The 26,005-nt window shown below is 70.3% G+C and carries 21 protein-coding genes; 13 read left to right on the top strand and 8 right to left on the bottom strand.

Translation table 11 applies throughout. The features are described from left to right. Nucleotides 1–93 precede the first annotated feature (93 nt). A complete protein-coding gene (locus CIK81_RS01820) occupies nucleotides 94–2,259 on the bottom strand; it encodes a Stk1 family PASTA domain-containing Ser/Thr kinase (protein ID WP_096164399.1) in 2,166 nt (721 codons plus the stop codon). Nucleotides 2,260–2,412: 153 nt separating this feature from the next. Here CIK81_RS01820 and CIK81_RS01815 point away from each other — a divergent pair, with 153 nt between their 5' ends. After that, nucleotides 2,413–2,766 (top strand): Rv2175c family DNA-binding protein, encoded by a 354-nt coding sequence (locus tag CIK81_RS01815; protein WP_096164400.1) that lies wholly within the window; start codon nucleotides 2,413–2,415, stop codon nucleotides 2,764–2,766. 53 nt (nucleotides 2,767–2,819) lie between these two features. Here the strand turns inward: CIK81_RS01815 and CIK81_RS01810 are convergent, their stop codons facing one another. Beyond that, the gene (locus tag CIK81_RS01810; protein ID WP_114312216.1) at nucleotides 2,820–3,950 is read right to left on the bottom strand and encodes a polyprenyl synthetase family protein; all 1,131 of its coding nucleotides are present in this window, start codon (nucleotides 3,948–3,950) and stop codon (nucleotides 2,820–2,822) included. 150 nt (nucleotides 3,951–4,100) lie between these two features. Here CIK81_RS01810 and CIK81_RS01805 point away from each other — a divergent pair, with 150 nt between their 5' ends. From CIK81_RS01805 to CIK81_RS01790, 4 genes are all read left to right on the top strand, one after another. Continuing rightward, nucleotides 4,101–5,318 (top strand): hypothetical protein, encoded by a 1,218-nt coding sequence (locus tag CIK81_RS01805; protein WP_096164402.1) that lies wholly within the window; start codon nucleotides 4,101–4,103, stop codon nucleotides 5,316–5,318. Between the two features lie 140 nt (nucleotides 5,319–5,458). Further along, the gene (locus CIK81_RS01800) at nucleotides 5,459–6,655 is read left to right on the top strand and encodes a homoserine O-acetyltransferase (protein WP_096164435.1); all 1,197 of its coding nucleotides are present in this window, start codon (nucleotides 5,459–5,461) and stop codon (nucleotides 6,653–6,655) included. Between the two features lie 66 nt (nucleotides 6,656–6,721). After that, nucleotides 6,722–7,126: a universal stress protein gene (locus CIK81_RS01795; protein WP_096164403.1), complete on the top strand. Its 405-nt coding sequence runs from the start codon at nucleotides 6,722–6,724 to the stop codon at nucleotides 7,124–7,126. Nucleotides 7,127–7,451: 325 nt separating this feature from the next. Further along, nucleotides 7,452–8,744, top strand: a complete 1,293-nt coding sequence (locus tag CIK81_RS01790; protein WP_096164404.1) for an RNA polymerase sigma factor — start codon at nucleotides 7,452–7,454, stop codon at nucleotides 8,742–8,744. Between the two features lie 218 nt (nucleotides 8,745–8,962). Here the strand turns inward: CIK81_RS01790 and CIK81_RS01785 are convergent, their stop codons facing one another. After that, nucleotides 8,963–9,181, bottom strand: a complete 219-nt coding sequence (locus CIK81_RS01785; protein ID WP_096164405.1) for a hypothetical protein — start codon at nucleotides 9,179–9,181, stop codon at nucleotides 8,963–8,965. A gap of 129 nt (nucleotides 9,182–9,310) precedes the next feature. Between CIK81_RS01785 and CIK81_RS01780 the strand changes: the two genes are divergently transcribed. Genes CIK81_RS01780 through CIK81_RS18300 form a run of 4 tightly spaced genes read left to right on the top strand, consistent with a single transcriptional unit; the run spans nucleotide 9,311 to nucleotide 12,904 of the window. Then, nucleotides 9,311–11,431 carry a type IIA DNA topoisomerase subunit B gene (locus CIK81_RS01780; RefSeq protein WP_114355302.1) on the top strand — a complete coding sequence of 707 codons (2,121 nt, stop codon included), beginning with the start codon at nucleotides 9,311–9,313 and terminating at the stop codon, nucleotides 11,429–11,431. After that, nucleotides 11,428–12,213 (top strand): imidazole glycerol phosphate synthase subunit HisF, encoded by a 786-nt coding sequence (gene hisF, locus CIK81_RS01775; protein WP_096164407.1) that lies wholly within the window; start codon nucleotides 11,428–11,430, stop codon nucleotides 12,211–12,213. Before CIK81_RS01780 ends, hisF begins: the two co-directional genes overlap by 4 nt. After that, nucleotides 12,210–12,473 carry a hypothetical protein gene (locus CIK81_RS18305; protein WP_199586232.1) on the top strand — a complete coding sequence of 88 codons (264 nt, stop codon included), beginning with the start codon at nucleotides 12,210–12,212 and terminating at the stop codon, nucleotides 12,471–12,473. The genes hisF and CIK81_RS18305 overlap by 4 nt, the downstream gene beginning before the upstream one ends. Then, nucleotides 12,470–12,904 (top strand): metallophosphoesterase, encoded by a 435-nt coding sequence (locus CIK81_RS18300; RefSeq protein ID WP_199586230.1) that lies wholly within the window; start codon nucleotides 12,470–12,472, stop codon nucleotides 12,902–12,904. Before CIK81_RS18305 ends, CIK81_RS18300 begins: the two co-directional genes overlap by 4 nt. A gap of 1,009 nt (nucleotides 12,905–13,913) precedes the next feature. On the opposite strand, the gene CIK81_RS01760 is transcribed toward CIK81_RS18300, so the two are convergent. The 3 genes from CIK81_RS01760 to CIK81_RS01750 are packed head-to-tail and all read right to left on the bottom strand — an operon-like array spanning nucleotide 13,914 to nucleotide 18,463. Next, nucleotides 13,914–14,792 (bottom strand): D-hexose-6-phosphate mutarotase, encoded by an 879-nt coding sequence (locus CIK81_RS01760; protein ID WP_114355326.1) that lies wholly within the window; start codon nucleotides 14,790–14,792, stop codon nucleotides 13,914–13,916. Nucleotides 14,793–14,851: 59 nt separating this feature from the next. Then, nucleotides 14,852–15,985: a DUF998 domain-containing protein gene (locus tag CIK81_RS01755; protein ID WP_114355300.1), complete on the bottom strand. Its 1,134-nt coding sequence runs from the start codon at nucleotides 15,983–15,985 to the stop codon at nucleotides 14,852–14,854. 21 nt (nucleotides 15,986–16,006) lie between these two features. Then, a complete protein-coding gene (locus tag CIK81_RS01750; protein ID WP_158541877.1) occupies nucleotides 16,007–18,463 on the bottom strand; it encodes a DNA topoisomerase (ATP-hydrolyzing) subunit A in 2,457 nt (818 codons plus the stop codon). Nucleotides 18,464–18,565: 102 nt separating this feature from the next. On the opposite strand from CIK81_RS01750, the gene CIK81_RS01745 reads away from it, so the two are divergent. The 3 genes from CIK81_RS01745 (at nucleotide 18,566) to CIK81_RS01735 (ending at nucleotide 23,113) form a co-directional block, all read left to right on the top strand. Continuing rightward, nucleotides 18,566–21,298 carry a GNAT family N-acetyltransferase gene (locus CIK81_RS01745; protein ID WP_114305944.1) on the top strand — a complete coding sequence of 911 codons (2,733 nt, stop codon included), beginning with the start codon at nucleotides 18,566–18,568 and terminating at the stop codon, nucleotides 21,296–21,298. 34 nt (nucleotides 21,299–21,332) lie between these two features. Next, complete coding sequence (locus CIK81_RS01740; protein WP_096164413.1) at nucleotides 21,333–21,908, top strand: DUF5998 family protein; 576 nt, start codon at nucleotides 21,333–21,335, stop codon at nucleotides 21,906–21,908. A gap of 83 nt (nucleotides 21,909–21,991) precedes the next feature. Further along, nucleotides 21,992–23,113: an alkaline phosphatase family protein gene (locus tag CIK81_RS01735; RefSeq protein WP_241963876.1), complete on the top strand. Its 1,122-nt coding sequence runs from the start codon at nucleotides 21,992–21,994 to the stop codon at nucleotides 23,111–23,113. 242 nt (nucleotides 23,114–23,355) lie between these two features. On the opposite strand, the gene sepH is transcribed toward CIK81_RS01735, so the two are convergent. Continuing rightward, nucleotides 23,356–24,756, bottom strand: a complete 1,401-nt coding sequence (sepH, locus tag CIK81_RS01730) for a septation protein SepH (RefSeq protein WP_096196804.1) — start codon at nucleotides 24,754–24,756, stop codon at nucleotides 23,356–23,358. Between the two features lie 282 nt (nucleotides 24,757–25,038). Between sepH and CIK81_RS01725 the strand changes: the two genes are divergently transcribed. Then, a complete protein-coding gene (locus CIK81_RS01725; RefSeq protein ID WP_010550618.1) occupies nucleotides 25,039–25,341 on the top strand; it encodes a DUF4193 domain-containing protein in 303 nt (100 codons plus the stop codon). Between the two features lie 103 nt (nucleotides 25,342–25,444). On the opposite strand, the gene CIK81_RS01720 is transcribed toward CIK81_RS01725, so the two are convergent. After that, entirely contained in the window at nucleotides 25,445–25,990 is a 546-nt protein-coding gene (locus tag CIK81_RS01720) for a DUF3093 domain-containing protein (protein WP_096164416.1), read from the bottom strand. Between the last annotated feature and the right edge of the window lie 15 nt (nucleotides 25,991–26,005).

Here is a 26,005-nt window from a genome sequence, read left to right as displayed (position 1 = left end):
GGGTGATCTCGTGCAGCAAGTGCGTGGTACCGCAAATGCGTCCGTCGTGCGTCGTGCGAGGTGCGAGGTGCGAGGTGGTGCCTGGGCGCCGGCTCAGAAGACCGTGATCGTGATGGCCGAACCCTTCGCGAGCTCCGCACCGGCCTCGGCGGACTGCTCGTAGACGAGGCCGAACACCGGCTCGCCCCGATCATGCTTCACGGTGACGTCGAATCCTGCGGCCTCCAGCGTCTTCTTCGCATCGGCCTCTGGCTTCTGGAAGACGTCGGGGACCTTGACCATCTCAGGCCCCAGCGAGGTCACCAGGGCGACGGTGTCGCCCCGATGGCCGGTGCCGGAGGCGGGGGACTGCGAGATGACGTTCCCGGAGGGCACATCAGCGGAATGCGCGCTGGAACTCGTCACGGTGAAGCCGGCCGATTCGAGGGCGGTGCGTGCTGTCTTGCCGTTCGCGCCGGTCTGATCGGGGATCGTGATCGGCTGACGGCCCTGGGAGACGACCACATGCACCTCCCCGCCCTCGGGCAGTGCATCGGCGTCCTGGGACTGGCTGATGACCTGCCCGGCGGGGACCTCCTCCGAGTACTCCGGGTCGTCCTCGACCAGCTCGAGCCCCTGGTCCTCCACCGCAGCGCGCGCCTCCTCGACGTCCGTGCCCTCGACCTCGGGAACGGGGAAGGTCTGCACGCCCTTGGAGACGACGAGCTCGACATGGTCGCCCTTCTTCACCGCGGCTCCGGCCGACGGGGAAGCGGAGATGACGTGGCCCGCGGGCACCGTGTCATCGAACCGCTCCTCGGTGCGGACGCTAAGGTCGGCGGCGTCGAGGATGGACTCGGCATCGGTCAGCTGGGTGCCGGCGAGGACGGGGATCGTCCGATCGGCTCCCGGGCCGGTGTTGAAATACCAGTCGCCGCCGGTCCAGGCGCCCGCACCGAGCGCTGCGACCAGGCTCAGCGTGGCGAGCAGCGCCATCGGAGCGGAGCGGCGTCGGGACGACGCCGGCAGATGCCGGCCGCGGCGTGCGCGCGGAGCGCGGACCACGACCGTGCGTGACGCGGAGTCCTGGTCGTTGTCGTCCCGGTGCTTCTCGCGCTCGGTCTCCTCGACCTCGGTGCTCTCCGCCTCTGCGAGGTCCTCGCCTTCCGTCTCGTCGCCGACGGGGAGCCTCTGGGCGGAGCCGGGACCGGTGGGGTCAGCGGCGTCGCTGTCGGACGCCGCCTGTTCCGGGCGCGCGGCGTCCTCCTGCGCGGAGTCCTCCGGGGTGTGCCCGGCCAGGAGACCAGGCGGGAACGCGCGAGGGTCCGAGGAGAGTTCGGCGACGACCTCATCGAGATGGGAGGTCGGGCGCACCACGTCGGAGGTGTCGGTGTCCTCGCGGGTCGTGGGGCGGGAGTCCAGCACGGCGGCCGGGAGCGTCTTGTGGAGTTCGCGCACGGCCCGCAGCAGGTCCGTCGCAGTCGCTGGGCGCTGCTCGACCTTCCTCGCCGCTGCCCAGGTGACCAAGGAATCGAGCTCCCGAGGGATCCCCGTGACGACGGTCGACGGGGCGGGGATGTCTTCGTGGACATGCTGGAAGGCGACGTGCACGGGCTGTTCGCCGCGGAAGGGCTGGCGGCCGGTCAGCATCTCGAAGAGCACGACGCCGAGGGAATAGAGGTCGCTGCGCTCGTCGCTGTGACCGCGCGTGACCACCTCCGGACTGATGTAGGCGACCGTTCCCAGCAGAGTCGAGCTGGCGGAGGAGTTGCTCGCTCCGATCGCGCGGGCCAGTCCGAAATCCGCGACCTTCGCGGTGCCGTGCTCGTCGATCAGGATGTTCTCGGGCTTGATGTCGCGGTGCACGATGCCAGCGGCGTGGGCGGCGACCAGCGCTTCGAGCACCTGGGCGGTGATGTCCAGGGTGTCCGCGAGGGTGAGGGTGTGCTGCTCGACGATCCGGGCACGCAGGGTCTCGCCCTCGACCAGCTCCATGGCAAGGTAGATGCGGTCATCGTCCGCACCCTGATCGAAGACGCCGACGACATTGCGGTGCGCCAGGCGTGCTGCGGCGCGTGCCTCCCTGCCGAAGCGACGACGGAAATCCTCGTCCATCGCGAGGTGAGGATGCATGATCTTCAGCGCGACCACGCGGTCCAGCCGTTCGTCGTGGCCGCGGTGGACGGTCGCCATTCCGCCGCGCGCAATGGGCTCCTCGACCCGGTAGCGGTCATCGAGGAGCAGGCTGATGCCGGGGGAAGTCGACGTCGCCGCGCTCACCCTGTCAATCTAAGCCGCGGTGGCGGGCAGACCCGGCACCGACACACTGAGAGCGCGCGCGTCGACCGTGATCGGGTGTGACGTGAGGCGGACGAAGGCGATGGGGGACGCCCAGAGGTGCGCGGCGGGACCGGTGCATGGCACTCTGGAGGCGTGAATGCCCTCGACGAACTCATCACCGACTGGTTGAACCTCCCCGATGTCGCCCTGCAGCTGGACCTCGAGGTCTCGCGTGTGCGCCGTCTCATCGAAGACGGGGAACTCGTCTCCGTGCGCCGAGGCGATCCCGAGGTGCGCATGGTTCCCGCGGAGATGCTCACGGAGAACGGCATCGCGCCGCACCTCCGGGGGACGATCACGCTCCTGCGCGACGGTGGTTTCGACGATGTCGAGCTGCTGACGTGGCTCTTCACCGAGGACGAGACCCTCCCGGGACGCCCGATCGATCAGCTGCGCCAGGGTCAGCGGGGAGAAGTGCGCCGTCGGGCGCAGGCGCTCGCCCTGTGAGCCCGTCGCCCGCTCCTGTCGCCGCCTGCACGCCGTATCGCGCGGAGAGATGATCAGGACCGGAGCGAGCTGAGCTCGGTCGCGAGCTCAGCCAGCTGCGACAGGCCCGTACGGCCCAGCAGACCGAGTCGCGCCTCTGCGAGCAGCGTCTGCCCCAGTTCTGCCCGCGTGCGGATCTCGTCGGCCACCGCACGCACCGCACCGGTGGAGGCCATCAGCTCGTGCACCTCGGCGATCTGGGCCGCGGTGGCTCCGGGGTTGCCGACGACCTGCGCCAGCAGACCGCGGCCGGCATCGTCCGACGCGGACTCCGTGCGCGCCAGCAGCACCGTGCGCTTGCCCTCGACGATGTCCCCGCCGATCGGCTTACCCGTCTCGTCCTGATCCCCGACGACGCTCAGCAGGTCATCGCGCAGCTGGAACGCGGTCCCCACCTCGATCGCCCAGTCCGAGAGCTGCCCGAGGACGGCGTCGCTCGCGCCCATCAGCGCAGCGCCGATGCGCACCGGCCGCAGCACCGTGTACGGGACCGTCTTCCAACGGATCACCGACAGGGCGGCCTGCTCGGCATCCGGTGAGGACTCGTAGCCCCCTGCCTGGTGAAGGATGTCCAGGAACTGGCCCGACATGACCTCGGTGCGCAGGGCGTCGAACTCATCGCGAGCGCGAGCCGTGCCGGAGAGGTCGCCGCGGACTCCGGAGGCGACCTGTTCGGCCCAGCTCAGCGCGAGATCGCCCTGCACGATCGCGGTGGCGATCCCGAAGTCCTCCGCGGAGCCGACGAGTCCGGCCTCACGGTGACGGGTCGCGGCCTCGACATGGAGGGACGGACGGCCGCGGCGCACGGGGGAGTGGTCGATGACGTCGTCGTGCATGAGCGCGGCGGCCTGGACCAGCTCGATCGCTGCACCGCAGCGGGCGAGGGAATCGATCTCCTCGTCCGTGGGCTCGCGACCGAGGGCCGCGACACCGCCCCAGAAGCAGAAGCGCGGACGCAGGAGCTTCCCGCCCTCGAGGTAACCGGCGACGGAGTCCACCAGTTCTGCGGTCTCCGGTGAGATGGTCGCCAGGTGCTGGCGCCGCGTCGAGAGTGCCTCGTCCGTGATCGCCCTGACCCCCCGGACCAGGGCGTCGTCGAGCACGCGGAGGCTCTCGGGGCTCGGCAGCGCGTCGTCGGCAGGCATCAGGACTCCTTTTCCTCGGTACCCAGGGATCCTCCCACGACCACCTGATCGGCCGGGGCCCGCTCCGGCACCTTTCCTCCACAGGCCGTGCCGGTCCCCACTCCGGGTCCGGCACTGTTCGGCACGTGCACGGGGCACGAAGGTCGGTGCATGTCGACCAACACCTCATCCAGCATCCCTTCGGCAGGGTCCGGACGCCGGGTCCTGCACACCGACGACCCCTCGGAGTTCCTCGCCGAGACGCGCATCAGCCTGAAGCAGGCGCCCACCGACTGCCTGATCCTCCTGGGCCACGGGGGCCACGGGGGCCACGGGGGCTACGGGGGCCACGGCGGTCACGAGGTCGTTCCCGTCGTGACGACCTCGAGCCTGTCGGATCTCTTCGCCGACGACCGCATGACCCACCTGCAAACGCTCCTGGGCATGCTGCTGGACAAGGGCATGACACGCGGTGCGGCCATGCTCGTGCTCGGGGACGGGTACGAGGAGATCGCCCCGGACCTGGTGGAGGACATCACGATCCTGTCCGCCTCCCGACTCCTGCTGACCGCATCGAGCCTCCTGCCCGACCCGTTCCCCCTCGACGCCGTCTGGGTGGTGGGCAACAGCGAGGGCCGCCGTGTGCTGCTGGGATCACCGGACGGGGACGGGGAGAGGATCCTCGTCTCACCGCCACGACCCCTTCGCGACTTCGCCGAGACCCGCGCAGCGGCGGGGGAGGTGTACACCGGGCGCCTCGTACCGCTGCAGGGCGACCGTCGCGCTGCCGTCGGTCGACTCGAAGCGGTGCCCCGCTCCCTGCGCCTGGAGCGCACCGGGCTCGCTGCGCGCTGCGATCCCGGCACCCTCTTCGCCGAGGCCCGTGGCGCACTGGGACGCTTGCAGGCGTCCTCCCGAGGTCCGGAGGCGCCCGGCTTCGTGACGGACTGTGAACGGGTCGCCTCGCTGCTGTCCGCGGTCGCGGTGGACCGCCTCCATTGGGAACTGCTGGCGCAGTGCGTGGATCTCGGGAACGCCGCCACGATCGACCGCGAGGAGCTCCTGCAGCTGCTCGTGCGCGACGGTTCTTGGCGCCCACATGAGGACGTCTGTGCAGGTGGGAGCTGGTATGAAGCGCTCAGCACGCTCCGCGAGATCGCGCGTGGTGCCATGACGGAGCTGCCGATCGCGCAGCGCGGCATCGCCCGTGAGGCGTGGCGCGGTCTCACCGCGATGCTGGTGATCCTCTCCTGGTGGAATCACCGCTTCTCCACCGGTGGCTGCTTCGTCGATGAGCTCTGGGAGCGTGAACCGGAGTCGTCTCTGGCACCCTTGCTGGCACGTATGACCGACACGCCGATCTTTCCGGCCTGGTGGCCCAGCACCTGACCCCAGGACCGCTGTCGCCTGCCGGGCGGGAATGCAGGGAGGAGGAGCCGCCGATGACCGTTCTCGGAGCTCTGGGACGGAGAGTGTCGGCTGCTGCGTCGACCACAGCCACGACGGACTTCGCATCGACGCAGGCTGCCATGAGCGAGGACGGCGCGGCTGCGACACCGCGGAGCGGGATCGTCGAGGGAGGTGCGGGCGCCACGACGGCGACCACCACGACCGCGACCACCGGGGCCTGGCTCCCCGAGCACGGCGTGGGAGACCGCCGGTTCCTCGACATCGGCGACGTGGAGCTCGAGAGCGGGGCCGTGCTCCAGGACGTGACCATGGCCTACGAGACCTGGGGGACCCTTGACCCCGATGGTGGCAACGCGATCCTGGTGCTCCATGCCCTGACGGGCGACTCGCACCTCCGCGGGCCGGCGAGCAGGGCCCACGCCAGCCCCGGATGGTGGGAGCAGATGGTCGGCCCGGGGTGCCCGATCGACACCGATCGCTACTACGTGATCGCCCCGAACATCCTCGGAGGGTGTCAGGGCAGCACGGGGCCGAGCTCCATCGCCCCGGACGGACGGCACTGGGGCTCGCGGTTCCCCCTGCTGACCGTGCGTGATCAGGTCGAGGCGGAACGTCGGCTGCGCGACGCCCTGTCGATCCAGCGCTGGGCGCTCGTGGTCGGCGGCTCGATGGGCGGCATGCGCGCGGTCGAGTGGGCCGCGTCCTATCCCTCGGAGGTCGAGAGGCTCGCGGTCATCGCGAGCTCGGCGCGGGCGACCGCCGACCAGATCGCCTGGAACACCGCCCAGAGCGCGGCGATCCGTATGGACCCCGAGTTCCGGGGCGGCGACTACTACGACGTCCCCGGCGGTCGTGGCCCTCAGCACGGTCTGGGCATCGCCCGGCGCATCGCCCACACGACCTATCGCACCGCCGATGAGCTCGAGGACAGGTTCGGCAACCGGCCCCAGGCCGACGAGGACCCGTTCGACGGCGCGGGCCGCCACCAGATCACGAGCTATCTCGAACACCATGCCGGGAAGCTCTCACGGCGATTCGACGCGAACTCCTATCTGCTCCTGGCGCACTCGATGAACACGCACGACGTGGGTCGCGGACGCGGGGGAACGGCGGCGGCCCTGGAACGGGTCCGAGCCCGGACCCTCGTCGTCGCGATCGACACAGATCGACTGTTCCCGCCAGTCCTGGTCGAGGAGATGGCCACGCACATACCGCACTCGGACTGGCGCGTCGCGCACTCCGTGATCGGTCACGACGCGTTCCTGCTCGCCCATCCCGATCTCGACGAGTGGATCCGCGGCCTGCTCGGTCGCTAAGCTGGCCGGATGAGCCGACGTCCCGGGAGGGATGTTGCGAGAATCGTCCCGAGAAGGAGCAGGCGCATGACCATCGTCGTGGCATACACGCCGTCTGAACAGGGCAGGGCAGCACTGCAGGCCGCTGTGAGGTCCGCGCGTCGTTCCCGGGAGGGGCTGGCCGTCGCCTACTACGAGTTCGGGGAGGCCGACGACGGTCTCGCCGCACCCTCGGAGGAGGACGTCCGCTCCGCGCTCGCCGAGGCGGACGTCGAGGGGCTCGACGTGACGCTCCACCGCCGTTCGATGACGGACATCGGCGAGTTCCTGCTGGCCGTCATCGACGAGGTCTCCGCGTCGCTGCTCGTGATCGGGCTGCGCAGGAAGTCACCCATCGGCAAGCTCAACCTCGGCAATGCCGCACGCCGGGTCGTCCTCGGTGCTCCCTGTCCGGTGCTCGCCGTGAAGGACGGACTGCGCGCCGCGGCCTGAGGACGCGCGCCGCGGCCTGAGGACGCGCGCCGCGGCCCCGGCCGGGGGCCGATCCAGCACGCCGGATCCGGCACATGCAGGGGGCCGAGAGGGTCCGCAGCCACGCGCCGGAGCCGCCGACTCCCCGGGGAAACCGGGCCTGGGAATAACTGCACGCGCAGGACGTTATACTCATGAGGCTTGACGGCACCGTGCCTTCGTGCGCCATGAAACCGAGACCCACCGGTTCGCCGGCCGCGCGCAGGATCCGCTGGCCCCGCCGAGATGACTGATCGCCCGAGTGTGGCGGCTCGCCCCCAGGGGCGCCGCCGGAAGAAGGAACTCTGTGACCTCCTCCAAGACCGCCGAGACCGCCGACGACACGACCGCTGAGGCGGCCGAGTCCACGGCGGACGCGACCTCGAAGCGTTCCGCGTCGACCGCGAAGAGCACGTCCGCGAAGACCGCCGGAACCACGACCAAGAAGACCCCCCCCGCGAAGAAGACCGCCGCGCGCAAGGCGCCGGCGAAGAAGACCTCCACGGCGAAGGCCTCCAAGGCCACCGCCGCGTCCAAGGACACGGCGGAGGACATCGAGGAGGAGACCGAGGAGACGGAGACCAAGAAGGAGACCTCGGAGACCGACGCCAAGGTCGAGGCCTCCGGCGGCTTCGTCTTCAACGCCGCCGAGGACGACGCCCCTGCCCAGCAGGTCGTCACTGCCGGCGCGACCGCTGATCCGGTCAAGGACTACCTCAAGCAGATCGGCAAGGTCGCGCTGCTGAACGCGGCCCAGGAGGTCGAGCTCGCCGAGCGCATCGAGGCGGGCCTGTACGCCGAGCAGAAGCTCAAGCGCGACGAGTCGATCGTCAAGACCAAGGCCGGGCGCGAGCTCGGCATGGTCGCCGAGGACGGCCGTGCAGCGAAGGATCACCTGCTCGAGGCCAACCTCCGTCTGGTCGTCTCCCTCGCCAAGCGCTACACCGGGCGTGGCATGCTCTTCCTGGATCTCATCCAGGAGGGGAACCTCGGCCTGATCCGCGCTGTGGAGAAGTTCGACTACGCCAAGGGCTACAAGTTCTCGACGTACGCGACCTGGTGGATCCGTCAGGCGATCACGCGCGCCATGGCCGACCAGGCCCGCACCATCCGCATCCCCGTGCACATGGTCGAGGTCATCAACAAGCTCGCGCGCGTGCAGCGCCAGATGCTTCAGGACCTGGGCCGCGAGCCCACCCCGGAGGAGCTCGCCAAGGAGCTCGACATGACCCCGGAGAAGGTCGTCGAGGTCCAGAAGTACGGCCGCGAGCCCATCTCCCTGCACACCCCGCTGGGTGAGGACGGCGACAGCGAGTTCGGCGACCTCATCGAGGACTCCGAGGCCGTCGTCCCGGCCGATGCCGTGAGCTTCACGCTGCTCCAGGAACAGCTGCACTCGGTGCTGGACACGCTCTCCGAGCGTGAGGCAGGCGTGGTCTCCATGCGCTTCGGCCTCGAGGACGGACAGCCCAAGACGCTCGACGAGATCGGCAAGGTCTACGGAGTCACGCGTGAGCGGATCCGTCAGATCGAGTCGAAGACGATGTCGAAGCTGCGCCATCCCTCGCGCTCGCAGGTGCTCCGGGACTACCTCGACTGAGGAACGACCCCGCAGGACTTCTCCGACGGCGCCGGTGACCCCAGGGTCCCGGCGCCGTCGCCGTCGCGGTTGCCGAGCGCACGACAAAGAGAGGGCACCCACCAGCTGGTGGGTGCCCTCTCATCGTCTACGTGTCCACGGCCCCGATCGCGGTCCTCACGGACGGCAGGGGTCAACGGGGCAGAGGCATCGGCCCGTCGCGGGGCCGTCCCTCCGTGTCAGTCGTCGACGGGCTCAGGCTTCGCGTGGAGGCGCTCGGTCTCGTCGATGACCTCGGAGGCGATGTCCTTGAGGGCGTCCTCGTGAGCGCGAGCATGGTGTGCGCAGAACATCAGTTCGCCGCCTGCCGACAGGAGTACCTTCACGTACGCCTGGGCACCACAGCGGTCGCAGCGGTCGTGCGCGGTGAGCCGGGGGGCTTCCAAAGTCATGTTCATAGGTCTTTTCTAGCATCGGATCGGCCAGGAGGGCAGTGCTGCGGCCGCTGGTTCGCTGGGGGCGCAACGACTCTGTGAGCGGAGCCGCAATGCGGCGATCCGGGGCGTACGACCCGTAGGATCCACGGTGTGACCCCCTCTTCCTCCGCTTCGAAGACAGCCGCCTACGACGCGCGCAACCTCCAGGTCCTCGAGGGCCTGGAGGCAGTGCGCAAGCGTCCTGGCATGTACATCGGCTCGACGGACTCCCGCGGTCTCATGCATTGCCTGTGGGAGATCCTCGACAACTCGGTCGACGAGGCCCTGGGCGGCCACGGCGACTCCATCGCCGTGATCCTGCATCCCGACGCCTCCGTCGAGGTCCGCGACACCGGCCGTGGCGTCCCGGTGGACGTCGAGCCCCGCACCGGTCTGACCGGCGTCGAGGTCGTCTACACGAAGCTCCACGCGGGCGGGAAGTTCGGCGGCGGCTCCTATGCGGCCTCGGGCGGTCTCCACGGCGTGGGTGCGAGCGTGGTGAACGCGCTGTCCGGTCGCCTCGATGTCGAGGTGGACCGTGCGGGCAAGACCTATGCGATGAGCTTCCGGCGCGGCCAACCGGGCGTCTTCGAGGACACCGAGGGACCGGACCCGACGTCGCCGTTCTCCCCCGCAGCGGGCCCGGATGCTCTGCGGACGATCGGCAAGGTCAAGCGCGGCGTCTCGGGAACCCGGGTGCGTTACTGGGCCGACCCGCAGATCTTCATCAAGGGCTCCCACTTCTCGCTGGACGACCTGAACCGGCGCGCCCGGCAGACGGCGTTCCTCGTGCCCGGCCTGCAGATCTCCGTCACGGATCATCGCCCCGAGGCGAACCCTGACCTGCCGGCCACGAGCACCTACAAGTACGACGGCGGGATCAGCGAGTTCGTCGAGTACCTCGCCCAGGACCAGCGGATCACCGACGTCATCCGCCTGCAGGGAACCGGTGCGTACACCGAGACGATCCCGGTGCTCGACAAGAACGGTCACATGGTCTCGACGGACGTGGACCGCACCTGCGAGGTCGACATCGCCCTGCGCTGGGGCTCCGACTACGACTCGACGATGCGATCCTTCGTGAACATCGTCGCGACCCCCAAGGGCGGGACCCACGTCACCGGTTTCGAGCAGGCCCTGGTCAAGACCTTGCGCAAGCAGGTCGAGAACCAGGCGCGCCGAGTGAAGTTCAACGCCAAGAACGAGAAGATCGAGAAGGACGACACGCTCGCGGGTCTGACCGCCGTGGTGAGCGTGCGCATCGACGAGCCGCAGTTCGAAGGCCAGACCAAGGAGGTCCTCGGCACCCCGGCGATCCGTGCGATCGTCGGCAAGGTCGTCGAGCAGCGTCTGACCGAATTCCTGGTCTCCGCGAAGAAGGGCGAGAAGGAGCAGGCCGCCCTGGTCATCGACAAGGTAGTCTCCGAGATGCGCGCCCGCATCGCGGCGCGCATGCACAAGGAGGTCTCCCGCCGCAAGAACGCGCTGGAGTCCTCGACCATGCCCACGAAGCTCGCGGACTGCCGCACGCACGATGTGGACCGCTCCGAACTGTTCATCGTCGAGGGCGATAGCGCGCTGGGCACTGCGAAGAACGCCCGCTCCTCGGAGTTCCAGGCGCTGCTGCCCATCCGCGGGAAGATCCTCAACGTGCAGAAGGCGTCCATCACGGACATGCTGAAGAACACGGAGTGCGCCACGATCATCCAGGTGATCGGCGCCGGCTCGGGTCGTACCTTCGATCTCGACGCGGCCCGCTACGGCAAGATCATCATGATGACCGACGCGGATGTCGACGGGGCCCACATCCGCACGCTGCTGCTGACGCTGTTCCATCGCTACATGCGCCCGCTGGTCGAGGCTGGCCGGGTGTATGCCGCTGTGCCGCCTCTGCACCGCGTGGAGATCATCCACGGGGGCAAGAAGAAGAACGAACTCGTGTACACCTACTCCGAGGCAGAGCTGAACAAGCTCCTGAAGAACCTCGAGCGCCGCGGCAAGAAGTACAAGGAGCCGATCCAGCGCTACAAGGGCCTGGGGGAGATGGACGCCGATCAGCTGGCCGACACCACGATGGACCCCGGCCACCGGACACTGCGACGGGTGCGCATCGAGGATGCCGAAGCGGCCACTGCCGTGTTCGAGCTCCTCATGGGCTCCGAGGTGGCACCCCGCAAGCAGTTCCTCATCGAAGGAGCCGAAGAACTCGACCTGGAGAGGATCGACGCATGAGTGTCGCCGTCCGTGTGATCCCCTGCCTGGACGTCGATGCCGGCCGCGTCGTCAAGGGCGTCAACTTCCAGAACCTCCGTGATGCGGGTGACCCGGTGGAGCTCGCCGCCCGGTACGGCGCAGAGGGTGCTGATGAGCTCACCTTCCTCGACGTCACCGCGTCCTCGGGTGGACGCGACACGATGATCGATGTGGTGCGGGCCGCTGCCGAGCAGCTGTTCATCCCGCTCACCGTCGGCGGCGGTGTGCGCTCGGCGGACGACGTCGACCAGCTCCTGCGGGCCGGCGCCGACAAGTGCGGTGTCAACACCGCCGCGATCGCCCGGCCCGAGGTCATCAGCGAGATCTCCCGCCGTTTCGGCAATCAGGTGCTGGTGCTGTCGATCGATGCGCGGCGGGTCACGGACGAGACCCCGGAGGGCACAGCACGCAGCGGTTCGGGCTTCGAGGTGACCACGCACGGCGGCCGTCGTGGCACCGGCATCGATGCGATCGAGTGGATCCGCGAGGTGACCGAGCGGGGCGCCGGCGAGATCCTGCTGAACTCGATGGATGCCGACGGCACCGAGCAGGGCTTCGATCTCGAACTGATCCGTCTGGCCCGGGCGGCGACGACCCTGCCGCTGATCGCCTCCGGAGGCGCCGGGCAGCCTGAGCACTTCGCCCCCGCGGTGCACGCCGGGGCGGACGCCCTGCTCGCCGCGAGCGTGTTCCACTTCCAGAAGATGACCATCGCCGAGGTGAAGCGGTCGATGGCGGCTGACGGCATCACGGTGCGGTGAGCGCACCGCTCTCGGTCGCCCCGCCGTCCGTCGTCTCCCGGCGGCCCCGAGCGCGATGGGCTGCGACCGGGGCGCTCGCAGGGCTGCTGGTCGCCCTCCTCGGCGGGGGATGGCTGCTCTGGGACAACCGCCGGCTGGACATCACCGGCTACGACGTCCCGATCGACCAGCTGCCACCTGAAGCGGAGGGGCTGAGCATCGCCCAGGTCTCGGACCTGCACGCGGCCTCCTTCGCGAGCTCGAGGCGCTCGGTGTCGTGATCCTGCGCGACGAAGCGGTGACCGTGGAGGTCGCCGGCATACCGCTCACGCTCGTCGGCCTCGACGATCCTCGCGTTGCTGCCTCCACCGACCGAAAGGCGTCTTCCCCGCGCGAACTCCTTCGCGCCATGGAACTGCCGGAGGCGGCGACCACGGTGCTGCTCGCGCATCGTCCGGAGCTGCTGGGGGACTACACCGGCGTCGGCGTGGATCTGGTGCTCTCTGGCCATGCGCACGGTGGGCAGGTGCGCGTGCCCGGCATCGGCGGCGTGTACGCCCCGCACCAGGGACTGCTCCCCGTGCTCACCGAAGGCGTGCACCCGCGGGACGGCACCACCATGGTGATCAGCCGCGGACTCGGCAACAGCATCGCGGGGGTGCGGGTCAACAATCCGCGTGAGCTCGTCCTCGTGGAGCTGACCGCACGCTGACCTCATTCCTCACGCCTCATGATGTCGTATCGCCTCGCCGGACCGTCCGGCCGACGATCGGCCCTCACCATGCGTCGATGCCCCGGCCCGCAGGGGCCGGGGCATCGGGCATGGGCGATGGGCGATGGGCGATGGACGTAGCGCAGCACTCGGGCGGAGCAGTGCGGACCGGCTCACCGCAGGGGGAGCCGGGAGGTCACGAGCGCTCTGAGGAAGAGACGCTCCTGATCGCGCACCGCCTGCGCGGCGGCCTCCTGCCGGCGGGCCTGCCGGATCGCGCGCCGACGGACGGCGTCGCGCCGGCCGGAAGCCTCCGGCGTCGCCGTGTCCATCGCAGCGGCTGCAGCGGGACGCTGCGGGGGAGGGGTCGGCGGCCGTGGGGGCTGCGTGTCTCGTCGGGCCCGGGCAGCGGTCGTCGCGACGGAGTCGGTCGAGGTGGAAGAGGTGTTGAGGGGTGTCCGAACGGACATGGTGGGGCTCCTGAGAAGGGTGAAGTCGAGAGTTCGCCATGACGTCCTGGCGCGGCCGTGCGAGGCGTGCCGGGACAACGAGGCCTGGTGGGAGAAATGGGCGTCACGATGCGCTCGATGAGCATCGAGAAGACGTCATGAGGGGAGCGTCAGCAGCGTGCCGCGACGCGTCAGGACGCGGGAACGGTGGCCCGGCGTCGGGGCGGGGCCATGAGGCCCTGGTCTATGAGGCCCTGTCGGCGGTGCTGCGGCCTCCACCGGCCGCTCGCACTGGCACGGAGGATCCGTGTCGCCGGAGAAGGGATGCAGCAGCGTCGAACGGGCCCAGGGTCATCTGGGCCGGATTCGGGGTGGTGTGCATCTCCATACGGACAGTCGACCACTCCTCCGGCTGTGGAGACAAGTGAATTACTCGCGGGCGACGGGCGACGGGCGACGAGGACCAGGAGGGTGGACGACGAAGGACCCGACCCTGCCCCGTGCGGGGGCATGGCCGGGTCCGTGTCGGAGGACCGCGAGCTCAGCAGCTCACGCGCGGCTCAGTGCTCGATGCGGTAGGTGACGCCGAGGGTGTGGGAGGCCCCGGGCGCCAGGGACACGAAGCGGTCCTTCGCGACGGCGGGCTCGACGCACACGAACTCGGGCCACGAGGAGTCCGGGAGGTCCGCCATGCCGGTGACGAGCTCGTCCCACGGGTTCCAGACGACCGTCTTCGCGGTGCCCCGCGGAGTGGACACCAGCCGTCGGGAGGCGGTCTCGTCGACGATGGTCACCTCGCCGTGCGCATCGACGATCCGGTCGGTGGAGCCGGTCAGACGCAGCGGCTCGTCGCCGAGGACATCCGGTGCGAGCCCCCGGGTGTTGTCGAGGTACTCCGCGTTCTCCAGACCCTCGATCGCGATCCGGCGCACGTCACCCACGGCGAGGTAGGTGTGCAGAGCGGCCTCGAGCTCGAGCGCCTCCTCGCCGGCGGTGAGGGTCAGATCCACGGAGAGCTCGGCGCCGATGCGGAACACGGCGGTCGCGGTGAGCGTGGCGGTGTCCTTCGTACTCGTCAGCTCGAGCACGATGTCGTCCCCGTCCGGGTGCGCGGAGATCAGGTCCCAGCGCGATGTGCGCAGCCAGCCGTGCTTGACGCTCCGGGTGCCGTCACGGCCCGGCCCGAACCACGGGCCGATCAGCGGGATGCCGCCGCGGATCGCCGCGCCATGGCCGAACTCCGACTCGGGGCTCAGCCACAGCAGATCGGACTCCCCGGAGGGGACCCAGCTGGTGAGATGCGCTCCGTCGAGGTGGAGCACCGCCCGCGCGGCGGAGGTCTCGACGAACACGGCGTCGGCCCCGTGATCCTGATCGAGACGGACCCCGCGGGGGAGAGCGGCGGACGTGGCAGTGCTCGCGATGTTCATGATGCTCATCGTCCCACGGGGCGGGCAGGCGAGTGCGAAGGGTGGCACCCAGTTGCCGTCGGCCCGGGTCACCGCGCCAGGTCGGGGCCCTGGTCGTGCAGCGTCGCCTCGGCAAGCGCCCGGGTGCTGTCCCCAGCGGCGGAGACGGTGCGGATCAGCAGCAGGAGCCACACGTACACGGTCACCGCCGCGCCCATCTCGAAGGCCGTCATGTTCAGGTACCCGACCACATCGAACATCACGATGAGCATCACGAGGATCCCGAACGCGATCCCGGTGAAGAGCAGCAGGCCGCCGGGCAGTCTGCGCAGCAGTTCCGGGAAGAGGAGGAGAGCGAGTCCGAAGACCACGACGAGCGTCTCGGCGACGACGTTGTGCCAGTACTTGCTGACGTTCAGGGAGATCAGCGCCACCAGTGCGAGGTGGGCTCCGAGCACCACCAGGGTCGCGTGGACGACCCGCACCTTCCAGAACGGTTCACCGGTCTCGCGCGCCCAGAGCCCGAGATCGTGCGCCAGGAAGTCTCCGACCGCGATGAAGGCCAGCCCGGTCACGAGCAGGGTGAGGTTGAAGGTGAGCCCTGCCTGGTCGGAGCCCGCTCCGAGCTCGGAGAAGAACCGCTCCCACCAATAGGGGTCAGGACTCAGCATCGCGGCGGACAGCACCCCGACCGTCAGGAAGACCATCAGGAGCGTCGCGAGCGACCGACCGTCGAGAGCGGCCGCACCGGCGCCGACTACATACGCCCAGGCGCCCGTGCTCGCGCTCACCCAGAACGTGCTCGCGAAGCGATCCAGCGCCACCCCGAGGAAGGCCTGCTGCAGCACGGCGAACATGGCACCGGTCAGCAGGAAAGCGAGGACCGCGTAGACCAGGGCCGGGCCGAGGACCGCCAGGGCGCGTCGCCACCATGGCAGCGCACGCATCCACGGATGGCGTCGCGGGGCCAGGACTGCCAGCGAACACGCTGCGACCAGGCCGGACACGGCCAAGGTGGAGAGTGCCGCGATCTGCCCGATGGAGCCGGGCCCGGACAAGGGCGCGGTCCCGCGCAGGAGGACCAGACCGACCACGAGGCCGACGACGGCACCGGCGGCACCCAGCGCGAGACTCGTGCTCTCGGCACGGATCGGCTCGGTCGTCCGGAGCCGCCGGCGAGACTGCGCCCTGCCGGAGACGGGAGCCCGCTCGCTGGGGATCATGGGGTCGTCGGCCGGGCCCGATCAGCTGATCGCGGCGATCGGCACGGCGACCGGCGTGCCGGAGCCGTCGCGTCGTCCGGTGGGTTCGGGAAGATCGATCGGCTGGCCCGCCTCGGAGGAGGCCCGGGCGGGATGGGGGACCACCCAGGCACCGATGAGGGCGTCCTCGCCGCGCAGGAAGCGATGGCAGCGCATACCGGCCGTCGCGCGACCCTTCGCGGGGAACTCGGTCAGCGGCGATACCTTGAGCGATCCCGTCTGCAGCAGCGGCAGGGTCCCCGAGGTGCCCGAGACCGTCACGACGTCCGCGGCGGCGGTCACGTCGATGGCTCCGAAGAAGACCACGTGCGAGTCCTCGGGGAGCTTGATCCCGGCGACGCCGCCGGCACCGCGGCCCTGGGGGCGCACACCGGAGGCGGGGAAGTGCAGCAGCTGCGCCTCGGACGTGACGAAGACCAGGTCCAGGTCGGTGTCCTCTTCCAGGTCGACCACGCCCACGACGGTGTCGCCGTCCTTCAGCGCGATGATCTCGAAGCCGTCGGAGCGGGGGAAGTCCAGCTGGACGCGCTTGACGACGCCGTGACGCGTGCCGAGGGCGATCGCGCCGCCGCGCGCCAGATCGTCCTCCCCGAGGCGGATCAGCCCGAGGGGACGCTCATCGCGCTCCAGGTCGAGCAGATCGCGCAGGCGCGTGCCGCCGGCGAGCGAGGGCGCGCCGGCGGTCGGGGCGAGCGAGGGCAGCTCCACGACCGACAGATGCAGCACACGACCCTGGTCGGTGACGACGCCGACCGTCGAGCGGGTGCTGGTCAGCACGTCGGAGACGATCACGTCGTGCGAGGCGCGGGGCCCTTCGCGCAGCAGCTCCGCCTCCCCGGCCACCCGTGCCACCAGCGAGGTGCCGGTCAGGAGCACGTGGCAGGGCTCATCGGGGACCTCGAGAGATCCACCGGCCTTCGCGACCGGCTGGTCCGCGGCTTCGAGCAGGACGGTGCGCCGGGAGTCGCCGTGCTCTGCGGCGACCGTGGCGAGCTCCTCGGAGACCAGTGCGCGCAGCACGGCGTCGGAGCCGAGGATCTCCTCGAGCTCCTCGATCTCGCGACGCAGCTCGTCTCGCTCGGCCTCGAGATCGATCTGGGAGAACTTCGTGAGGCGGCGCAGACGCAGCTCGAGGATGTACTCGGCCTGCAGCTGGGAGAGGTCGAAGACCCCCATCAGGCGAGTACGGGCCGACTCCGCGTCATCGCTGGTGCGGATGATCTGGATGACCTCGTCGATGTCGACGATGGCCAGCAGCATGCCCTCGACCAGGTGCAGGCGGGCCTTGCGCTTGCCCAGCCGGTGCTCGGTGCGGCGCCGCACCACCTTCAGCCGGTGGTCGACGAACACCTCGAGCATCTGCTTCAGGCCCAGCGTGCGCGGCTGCCCCTCGACCAGGGCGACGTTGTTGATGCCGAACGATTCTTCCAACGGCGTGTACCGGTACAGCTGGTTCAGCACCGCCTCGGGGTCGTAGCCCGATTTGACCGCCAGCACCAGGCGGAGGCCGTGGTGGCGGTCCGTGAGGTCCTGATAGTCCGTGATGCCCTGGACCTTCTTGGACTGCACCGCGTCGCGCAGCTTCTCGGCGACCTTCTCGGGACCCACCTGGTAGGGGAGCTCGGTGACGACGATGCCCTTGCGTCGCGAGGTGATGTTCTCGACGCGCGTGGTGGCGCGGATCTTGAAGGAGCCGCGGCCGGTGCGATACGCGTCGCGGATACCGTCCAGGCCGACGATCCGCCCACCGGTGGGCAGATCGGGCCCGGGCACGAAGCGCATGAGGGCCTCGAGATCGGCGTCCGGATGCTCGATCAGGTGGCGCGCCGCGGCGATGGTCTCCACGAGGTTGTGCGGGGCCATGTTCGTGGCCATGCCGACAGCGATGCCGGAGGCGCCGTTGACCAGAAGGTTCGGGTACTGCGCCGGGAGCACCTCGGGCTGGAGGAGCTGATTGTCGTAGTTGGGCACCATGTCCACGACGTCCTCGTCCAGCGAGTCCGTCATCAGCGGTGCGGCCTTGGCGGGCCGCGCCTCGGTGTAGCGCGGTGCGGCCGGCCCGTTGTCGAGGGAGCCGAAATTGCCGTGGCCGTCCACGAGCGGCATGCGCATGTTGAAGCTCTGCGCCATGCGCACGAGGGCGTCGTAGATCGCGGAGTCGCCGTGGGGGTGGAGCTTGCCCATCACCTCGCCGACCACGCGCTGGCTCTTCACGTGCCCACGGTCGGGGCGCAGGCCCATCTCGGCCATCATGTACAGGATGCGGCGCTGGACCGGCTTCAGTCCGTCACGGGCGTCCGGCAGCGCTCGCGAATAGATCACGGAGTACGCGTATTCGAGGAACGACGACTCCATCTCGCTGGTGACGTCGATGTCGACGATCGTCTCGTCGATCTCCTCGTCCCCCGCGGGCGGCTGGGTGCTTCGTGATCGGGCCATGAGGGACATCATGGCGCATGACCGGCCACGATTCCGGGAACCAGGCCTGGTCCGGGACGTGAATCCCGTCTATCCCACACCGGACGACGATAGGATCCGAGCATGTCCGACAGTCGCGAAGCCCGGCGTGAGCCCGTCAACCCGCTGCGACGCCGGGCCTCCGCCGATGCCGGCTCGTCGAGCACTCCCGCGTACCCGGACCACTGGGAGGCCGACATCGGCCTGCGTGACGGGTCCGCAGCCCACCTGCGCCCGATCCTCCCCAGCGATGCCGACGCCCTCCAGGACTTCCACCAGCGTCAGTCCGAGCATTCGAGGTATCTGCGCTTCTTCGCGGCGATGCCTCGACTCTCCCGACGGGACCTGGAACGGTTCACCCACGTCGATCATCACGACCGGGTCGCGTTCGTCGTGCTCGTCGGCGAGAAGATCATCGCGGTGGGGCGGTACGACCGGACCGATGCGCACGCCGCCGAGGTCGCCTTCAACGTGTCCGACGCCCGCCAGGGGACCGGGCTCGCCTCCGTGCTGCTCGAACACCTTGCGGCCGCCGCGCGGGAGCGAGGGATCAGCGTCTTCACCGCCGAGGTCCTCCCGCAGAACGCGAAGATGATCAACGTCTTCACCGATGCCGGCTTCGACGTCGACCGCATGATGGATGACGGCGTCGTCATGGTCTCCTTCCGCATCGATCCCACCAAGCGCTCGCTCGCCGTCATGGCCGAGCGGGAGCACCGCGCCGAGTCGCGCGCCATGGAGCGCCTCCTGCATCCCGAGTCGGTGCTCCTGATCGGTGTCTCCTCGAGGGCTGATTCGGCGGGCGGGCGCTTCCTCACCGCTCTCGAGCGCTCGGGATACTCAGGGGCGATCCACGTCGTCTCCCGCGATGCCTTCGAGCTGCGCGGACATCCCACCCATGCACGGATCCAGGACGTCCCCGGCACAGTCGACCTCGCCGTGATCGCCCTGCGTCCGCACGCGTGCCTCGAGGCGATCGAGGAGTGCGCTGCGATCGGGGTGCGCGGTGTCGTGATCCCGACGGAGGGGTTCACGGAGACCGAGCACGGTCGCCGGCTGCAGCGTGATCTCGTGGCCCGCACCCGACGCCACGGGATGCGCCTGCTGGGCCCCGGATCGCTGGGCTTCCTGCGCACGGGCCCGGAGGCGATCAGCCTGTCGATGGCCCCGAAGATGCCCCGACCCGGACCGGTCGCCCTCGCCGGTCAGTCCAGCGCGCTCTCGGCGATGCTGCTGGCCGGCACCGACTCCCGGGGGATCGGACTGCACGAGTTCGTCGGTGTGGGCAACCGTGCGGACGTCTCCCTCAACGACACCCTCCAGCACTGGGAGGACGACGAAGCGGTGGGCGTGATCGCGCTCGCCCTCGAATCGATGGGCAACCCGCGCAAGTTCACGCGCTTGGCCCGGCGGCTCACCCGGAGGACTCCCCTGATCGTGCTGCGGCCGCCCGGCGTCGGCACCGACGCGCCTCCCGGGCACGACGTGCGCCGGTCGACGCTGCCGCGACGCGCTCTGGACCAGGTGCTCGGCTCGGCCGGCGTGGTCCAGGCCACCGGGGTCGATCATCTCCTGGACATCACCGACGCCATCGGCCGGCAGGGGCTGCCGCCCGGTGCCCGCGTGGGGCTGCTCTCGAACACCCCTGCGCTCGGCGCCTCGCTGCGCGGCGCGACCGACTACGCGGGACTCGACGTCACGGCCGACAACCGCAGCGTCCCCCTCGCGGCGGATCCGCGGCTGATGCAGCGCGCCTTCACCTCCATGGCGGCGCTCGGCGAGGTCGACCTCGTGATCGCGGGGATGCTCGATCCGCTCACCGGCGATCCCGTCGAGGTGATCCGCCAGATGGCGACCGTGGCCCGCCATTCCGAGGTCGTGCTGCTGATCTGCCTGATCACCGACACCGAGCGATTCGCGCAGGTGCAGAAGGCCGTGCGCGAGGACCCTGAGCTGCCACCGGTCCACGCGACCCCCTACGGTGCGGTGCGCGCCGGGGCCGGGATGCTCGCGGCCACCCTGCGCCCGGCGGCCGACGACGACGATCCGGCCGTGCGAGAGGACGTGGACCATGAGGCCGCGCGAGGTCTCGTGGACGGGATCGTGGGCGGCACCGAGGACGGCACGCGCCAGCTGACCGATCAGGAGGTCGCCGACCTGCTGGGTGCCTACGGCATCACGATGCTCCCGGCCTGGACGATCCATGACGCCGACGAAGCGGTCCTGCGGGCCGAGGAGCTCGGCTACCCGGTCGCTCTGAAGAGCACCGACAGCATCCTGCGCCACCGGCCCGACCTCGGCGGTGTGCGGTTGGAGATCTCCGACGGGGCGCAGCTGCGCCAGGCGGTCGCCGGGATGCGTCGGGATCTCTCCTTCTCCACCGCGCCGCTCGAGGTCCAGGCGATGGCCCCGCCGGGCGTCCCCATGGTGGTGCGCAGCGTCGAGGATCCTTCGCTGGGGCCCGTCGTCTCGCTCTCCGTCGCCGGGGACGCGACCGAGCTGCTCGACGACATCGCCTACGCCATCCCGCCGTTCAGCGAGGACGGTGCCGGCCGACTCGTGGCCAGTCCCGCCAGCGCGGTCAAGCTGCGCGGCGGCGGGGGGCTCCCGCCGGCTGATCAGGCAGCCCTGGCGGACCTCGTGGTGCGGGTGGGGCTGCTCGCCGAGGACGTTCCCGAGCTCGCGCGGCTCGAGCTCTACCCGGTGACCGTGGCACAGGACGGAGTCTGCGTGGTCAGCGCATCGGCACGGCTGTGCCCGGCACCGAACCGCACCGACGGCTCCCGTCGAGCGCTGTCCGTGCCCCCGGAGTCGTGACCGCCTTCCGGGGGACCCGTGGGACAATGGGGCGATGACCACAGCTCTACCCGCTGATCTGCTCGCGGAACTCGAGACCGCGGGGTACTTCCCGCAGACGGCTGCCCAGAGCGTGCAGCTCTCGTTGCACGGGGCGCGTCCCCTGGCGCACCTGATCCGCCCGGAGACCACCTTCGACGGCCCCGAGGTGCGCCGACACCTGACGGTCGTCGTGCTGACCGCGACGCACCTCCTGGTCACGCACCTCGATGACGACCCGGCGGATGCCCTGAACCCGAGCCAGGTCGTCTCCACCACCGAGCGGGTCGCGCTGCGTCGGATCATCTCCACGGGGCTCTCCCAGGTCTTCGACACCGATGGACAGATCGTGCCGGGTCGCGAAGCGGAGATCACACTGGGCATCACCTGGAACGGGAGCCGACGCGTGGACCTCGAGCGTGCCGTCTGCGAGGACCCGAACTGCCAGATCGACCACGGCTACACCGGCACGCTCGCGCCCTCGGATCTCGCTCTGCGAGTGAGTGCCCTGGCAGACGGCGACGAGGCCGTCACCACCGCCCTGCGCTTCCACGCCGAGCTCGTCGACGCGATCGACGCGATCGAGTCCTGATCGGCCCGCCCATGGATCCGAACCCGCCGACCGGTCTGACGCCTCCGACCCCGCCGACACGTCTGGCCCGTCCGGCTCAGCCCGTGTCGGTCGCCTGGCCGGAGGACCTGTTGCCGCCGCCCTTCGCCGACGGCGCCCGCCCCGGCCTGCTCGACATCATCGGACCCCTCGCCACCGACCCCCGCCCCGGCCGGGACGTCGTGGTGCTGCTGGACGGCGTCGGGGCAGGACTGCTCGCCCGGCACCGCGCACTCACCCCGACCCTGCGCGGGCTGGAGGACCGCACCACCCGCGTGCGCACGGTCTCCCCGTCGACCACCGCCGCGGCGATGGTCTCCCTCCACACCGGCCTCCCGCCGCTGGTGCACGGCGTGCTCGGCTATCTCACCCATGATCCGAGCAGCGGTCGCCCGCTGAACCAGATCACCGGTGACAGCACCGTGGACCCCGAGGCGTGGATGCCCGAGGAGACCCCGGTCGAGCGGGGGACGCGACGTGCCGTGCAGGTCGCCCCAGCCAAGCACGCCCGCTCCCACCTCAGCAGGGTCGCCTACCGAGGATGGGACTTCCTCGGTCACGGGCGGGGCGATCGCGTCGAGGCGGTGCGCACCGCGCTGCATCGGGCCGGGCCCGACGGTCTCGTCCATCTCCACGTCGACGACGTCGACCACGCCGGGCACCGCTACGGGATCGACAGCGACCAGTGGCGTGCCGCTCTCGCCGACGTCGATGCCCTCGTCGGCACCCTGCTGCGTCGCCTGCCGCGGGGGACCCGGATCCACCTCACGGCGGATCACGGCATGGTCGACACCTCGCCCGGCATGACGGTGGATCTCGCCGATCATCCGCACCTGCAGCGGCTGGCGTCCTCGATCGCGGGGGAGGCCCGGGCGCTCGCGCTGCGCGCCGTCGAGGGCCAGGGGGCGGCCGAGGAACTCGCGAGCGGGCTGCGCGATCTCATGGGGCCGCGGGCTATGGTCCTGAGGCGCGACGAGATGCTCGAGGTGGGGCTGCTGGCGCCGGCCGGCACTGCCCTCAGCGAACGGGTCGAGGCGCGCCTGCCCGACGTGCTCGTGCTCGGTCGCGATCGATGGACCGTGGACGACTTCTCGCAGCGTCCGCCGTCCGCCCGCTCGATGGTGGGGGTGCACGGTTCGCTCACCAAGGCCGAGAGCATCGTCCCCCTGGTGCGCGTCACCCTCTGACCACCGTCTGACCGGGCGCCTGCCGCGCCGTGCGGGGCCGTGCCGGGTTGGTGCCAGGTCGCGTCGTCGGGCCCCGCCCTGCCGGGTTACGTGGTGCCGGGTCGCGCTGTCGGACCCTGCCCTGCCGGGTGGCGCCGTCGTCCCGGTCGGCCGTGACCGAACGAGTCAGCGCCGGCCCGACGCGGGCAGCGCGAGATCGGCCGCCGGCCGGAGCCGGCTGACCGGCGACGCTGAGAGCGACGTCACTCGTGCTTCGAGCCGAAGACGATCTCGTCCCAGCTGGGCATGGACGCCCGCTTGCTGCGCGACTTCGTCGGCTTCTCCGATCCGCCGGAGCTCGAGGAGGCCGAGCCGTCGGCCGGAGACGCCCCGGGCTCCGCAGCGGAGTCGGGGGAGCTGCCCGAGAAACCGGGCAGCGGAGTGAGGTCGACGGTGTCCTGATACTGCAGGTCCGTCGCCGGTGCAGAGGGGGCCTCGGCAACGGAGGAGCTCTCGGACTCCTCGGACAGGGCCGCGAAGGGGGCCGATCCGTCGGCGTCCGACGTCGCCGGCTCCGCCTCGGCGTCCTCCGCGGCGCTGGAATGCTCCAGGTGCGCCTCGCGGTCACGAGCGTCCGAGGCGCCGGCGCCTGCGGGCTGCCCGCCGTCTCCGGCGGAGTTGTCCTTGATGTCCCTGATGCCCTTGATGTCGCCGTCCGAGTCCACGAGCGGGGACGACAGTGAGGACAGCGACGACTCCAGGGGCTCGGGATCCGACGGATCAGAAGCGTCTAAGTGCCCTGCCGACGGGGACTCGGGGGAGAGGGCGCTCGTGGGCGCCGGATCTTCGGCGTCGAGCGTGGTCCAGACGGTCGCGGAGTCGTCGACCGGCTGCGGCACCGAGCGCATCCCGCGGCGGGCGTTGAGCGCATCGAGCTCGCTGTCGTCGAGGGCCGAGGGGCGATTCCCGGAGACGGGCCTCTCGCCCGGCCGGGGGGCCCGGCCGCGGCGCGGACCGGCCTGCTCGTCGAACGAGCCATCGGCCTCGAGGTCGTACACCGAGCTCTTGACGGCCTGCAGACGGGCACGGCCGCGGGTCGGCTCCGGCGGTGCGTCCTCGTCGCTGATCCAGCGGGCCTCGTCGTCGATCGGTGCGACCGAGCGATTGTCGAGATCCGCCACCCAGTGCGCCTGACGGGTGCGGCTCGCGGCGGAGAAGGTGAGTTCGAGCGTCCAGGTGCTGTCCGGGCGGCGCCAGGCGTCCCAGGCGGTCTCCTCGGTGGCCTCGCGGGCGGCGAGGCGCTCGGCGACGACCTCGTCGAGGCTAGGGCCACCGCGACCGACCGGGAACGTGCGGGCGCGCTGGGCGGTCCACTCGCGCTCGGCGAGGACGGGCCCCTCGTACCGGCGCACATGCTCGAGCGGGATGTCCGCCGCCTCGGCGATGTCCTCGGCGCTGCGGCCGGAACGCAGCATGGCCTGGATCTCTCGCGGCCGCACCGGAGCGGCATCCGCGGCCTGGATCATGCCCAGCGCCGGGCGGTCGGTGCGCACCGCGGCCCGCAGGGCCTTGTCGATGCGCAGCGTGTACCGCTCGCTGTCGGAGTCGACCAGGATCACATGCTCCCCGTCGTCATGGATCCCGTCGAGTTCGAGCTCTCGCATCGTCGTCCTCTCCGTCGCAGCCCGTTCGGTGGCGTGCAGAAGTCTAGGCCGCGACCATATCCCCTAGCACTGCCCCGTGCCGGTCATCGACGCCCCGCGCGCCGCGTGTTGCCGGGACCCGACCGACACTGGTTGCTCAGCACAGCCCCCTCTGCAATAATGCCGCCGCATTCAGCGTTGGGAACCGGACCGGCCCGCAGGGGGCGAGGCGATCTTCACACGCTGGATCTGCAGAAGCCTCCAGGTCGGATGACCGCCCGGATACACGAGAACGGACCGTAGATGGCCACTGATTACGACGCCCCGCGCAAGAACGACGACGAGTCGAACGATGACTCGATCGAGGAGCTGAAGGGTCGCCGGAACGAGGCGGCGACTCCGACGGTCGATGAGGATGAGGCGGAAGCTGCGGACTCGTACGAGCTGCCCGGCGCCGACCTCTCGGGTGAGGAGCTCTCCGTGCGGGTGCTTCCCCGCCAGGCCGATGAGTTCACCTGCGCCAGCTGCTTCCTGGTCAAGCACCGCAGCCAGATCGACCACGTCGAGGGGACCCTCATCATCTGCAAGGAGTGCGCGGCCGCCTGAGCGTCCCGCCTGCTTCACGCCGAACGGCGTCGCATCCTCCCGGATGCGGCGCCGTTCTGCTGTCGGGGCGGACGGGGCCCGGTGCTCAGGCCTGCTGCTGCGCTCAGCCCTGCTGCTGCGCTGCGACCTGCTGCTGCGCACTGCGCACTGCGAGAGCGAGGTCATGGGGGCGACGGGTGGAGGTGACCCACGCGGTGGTCGGGTCCTCCTCGTCGAGCACCTCGATGCGGAGGCCGGCATGGACCCAGCCCCGTATGCAGTGGTGGGCGAGCGGCTCGAAGTCCTGGCCGATGGTGAGGGACCACTCCTCGCCGGTCAGCGGGGCCGGATCGCCGAGCAGCGAGACGTCGATACGGGCGCGGCCCAGGGAGAAGCGCCCATCGCGGACCTCCACGACGGGCGAGTACAGCACAGCCAGCACGATCGCGACCACGATGCAGACGGCGCCGACGACCAGCGCGAGCGTGAAGTTCAACGGCACGAGCACCAGGCCGAAGATCGAGCCGAGGACCGCGGTCACGATCCAGCCCGCGACGCCGGGGAGCAGGCGCTCCCGGTACAGCGGCTGCTGTGCCGCGGCAGGTCGCGCGGAGGGTGAGGGCTCGCCCTCGACGGAGGAGGATGCGGAAGGGTCGGGCGCTGCGGTCATGCTCCGATGATCTCA

It is taken from the genome of Brachybacterium sp. JB7, assembly GCF_003335205.1.
GTDB lineage: Bacteria > Actinomycetota > Actinomycetes > Actinomycetales > Dermabacteraceae > Brachybacterium > Brachybacterium alimentarium.
This window is presented reverse-complemented; position numbering and strand designations above follow the sequence as displayed.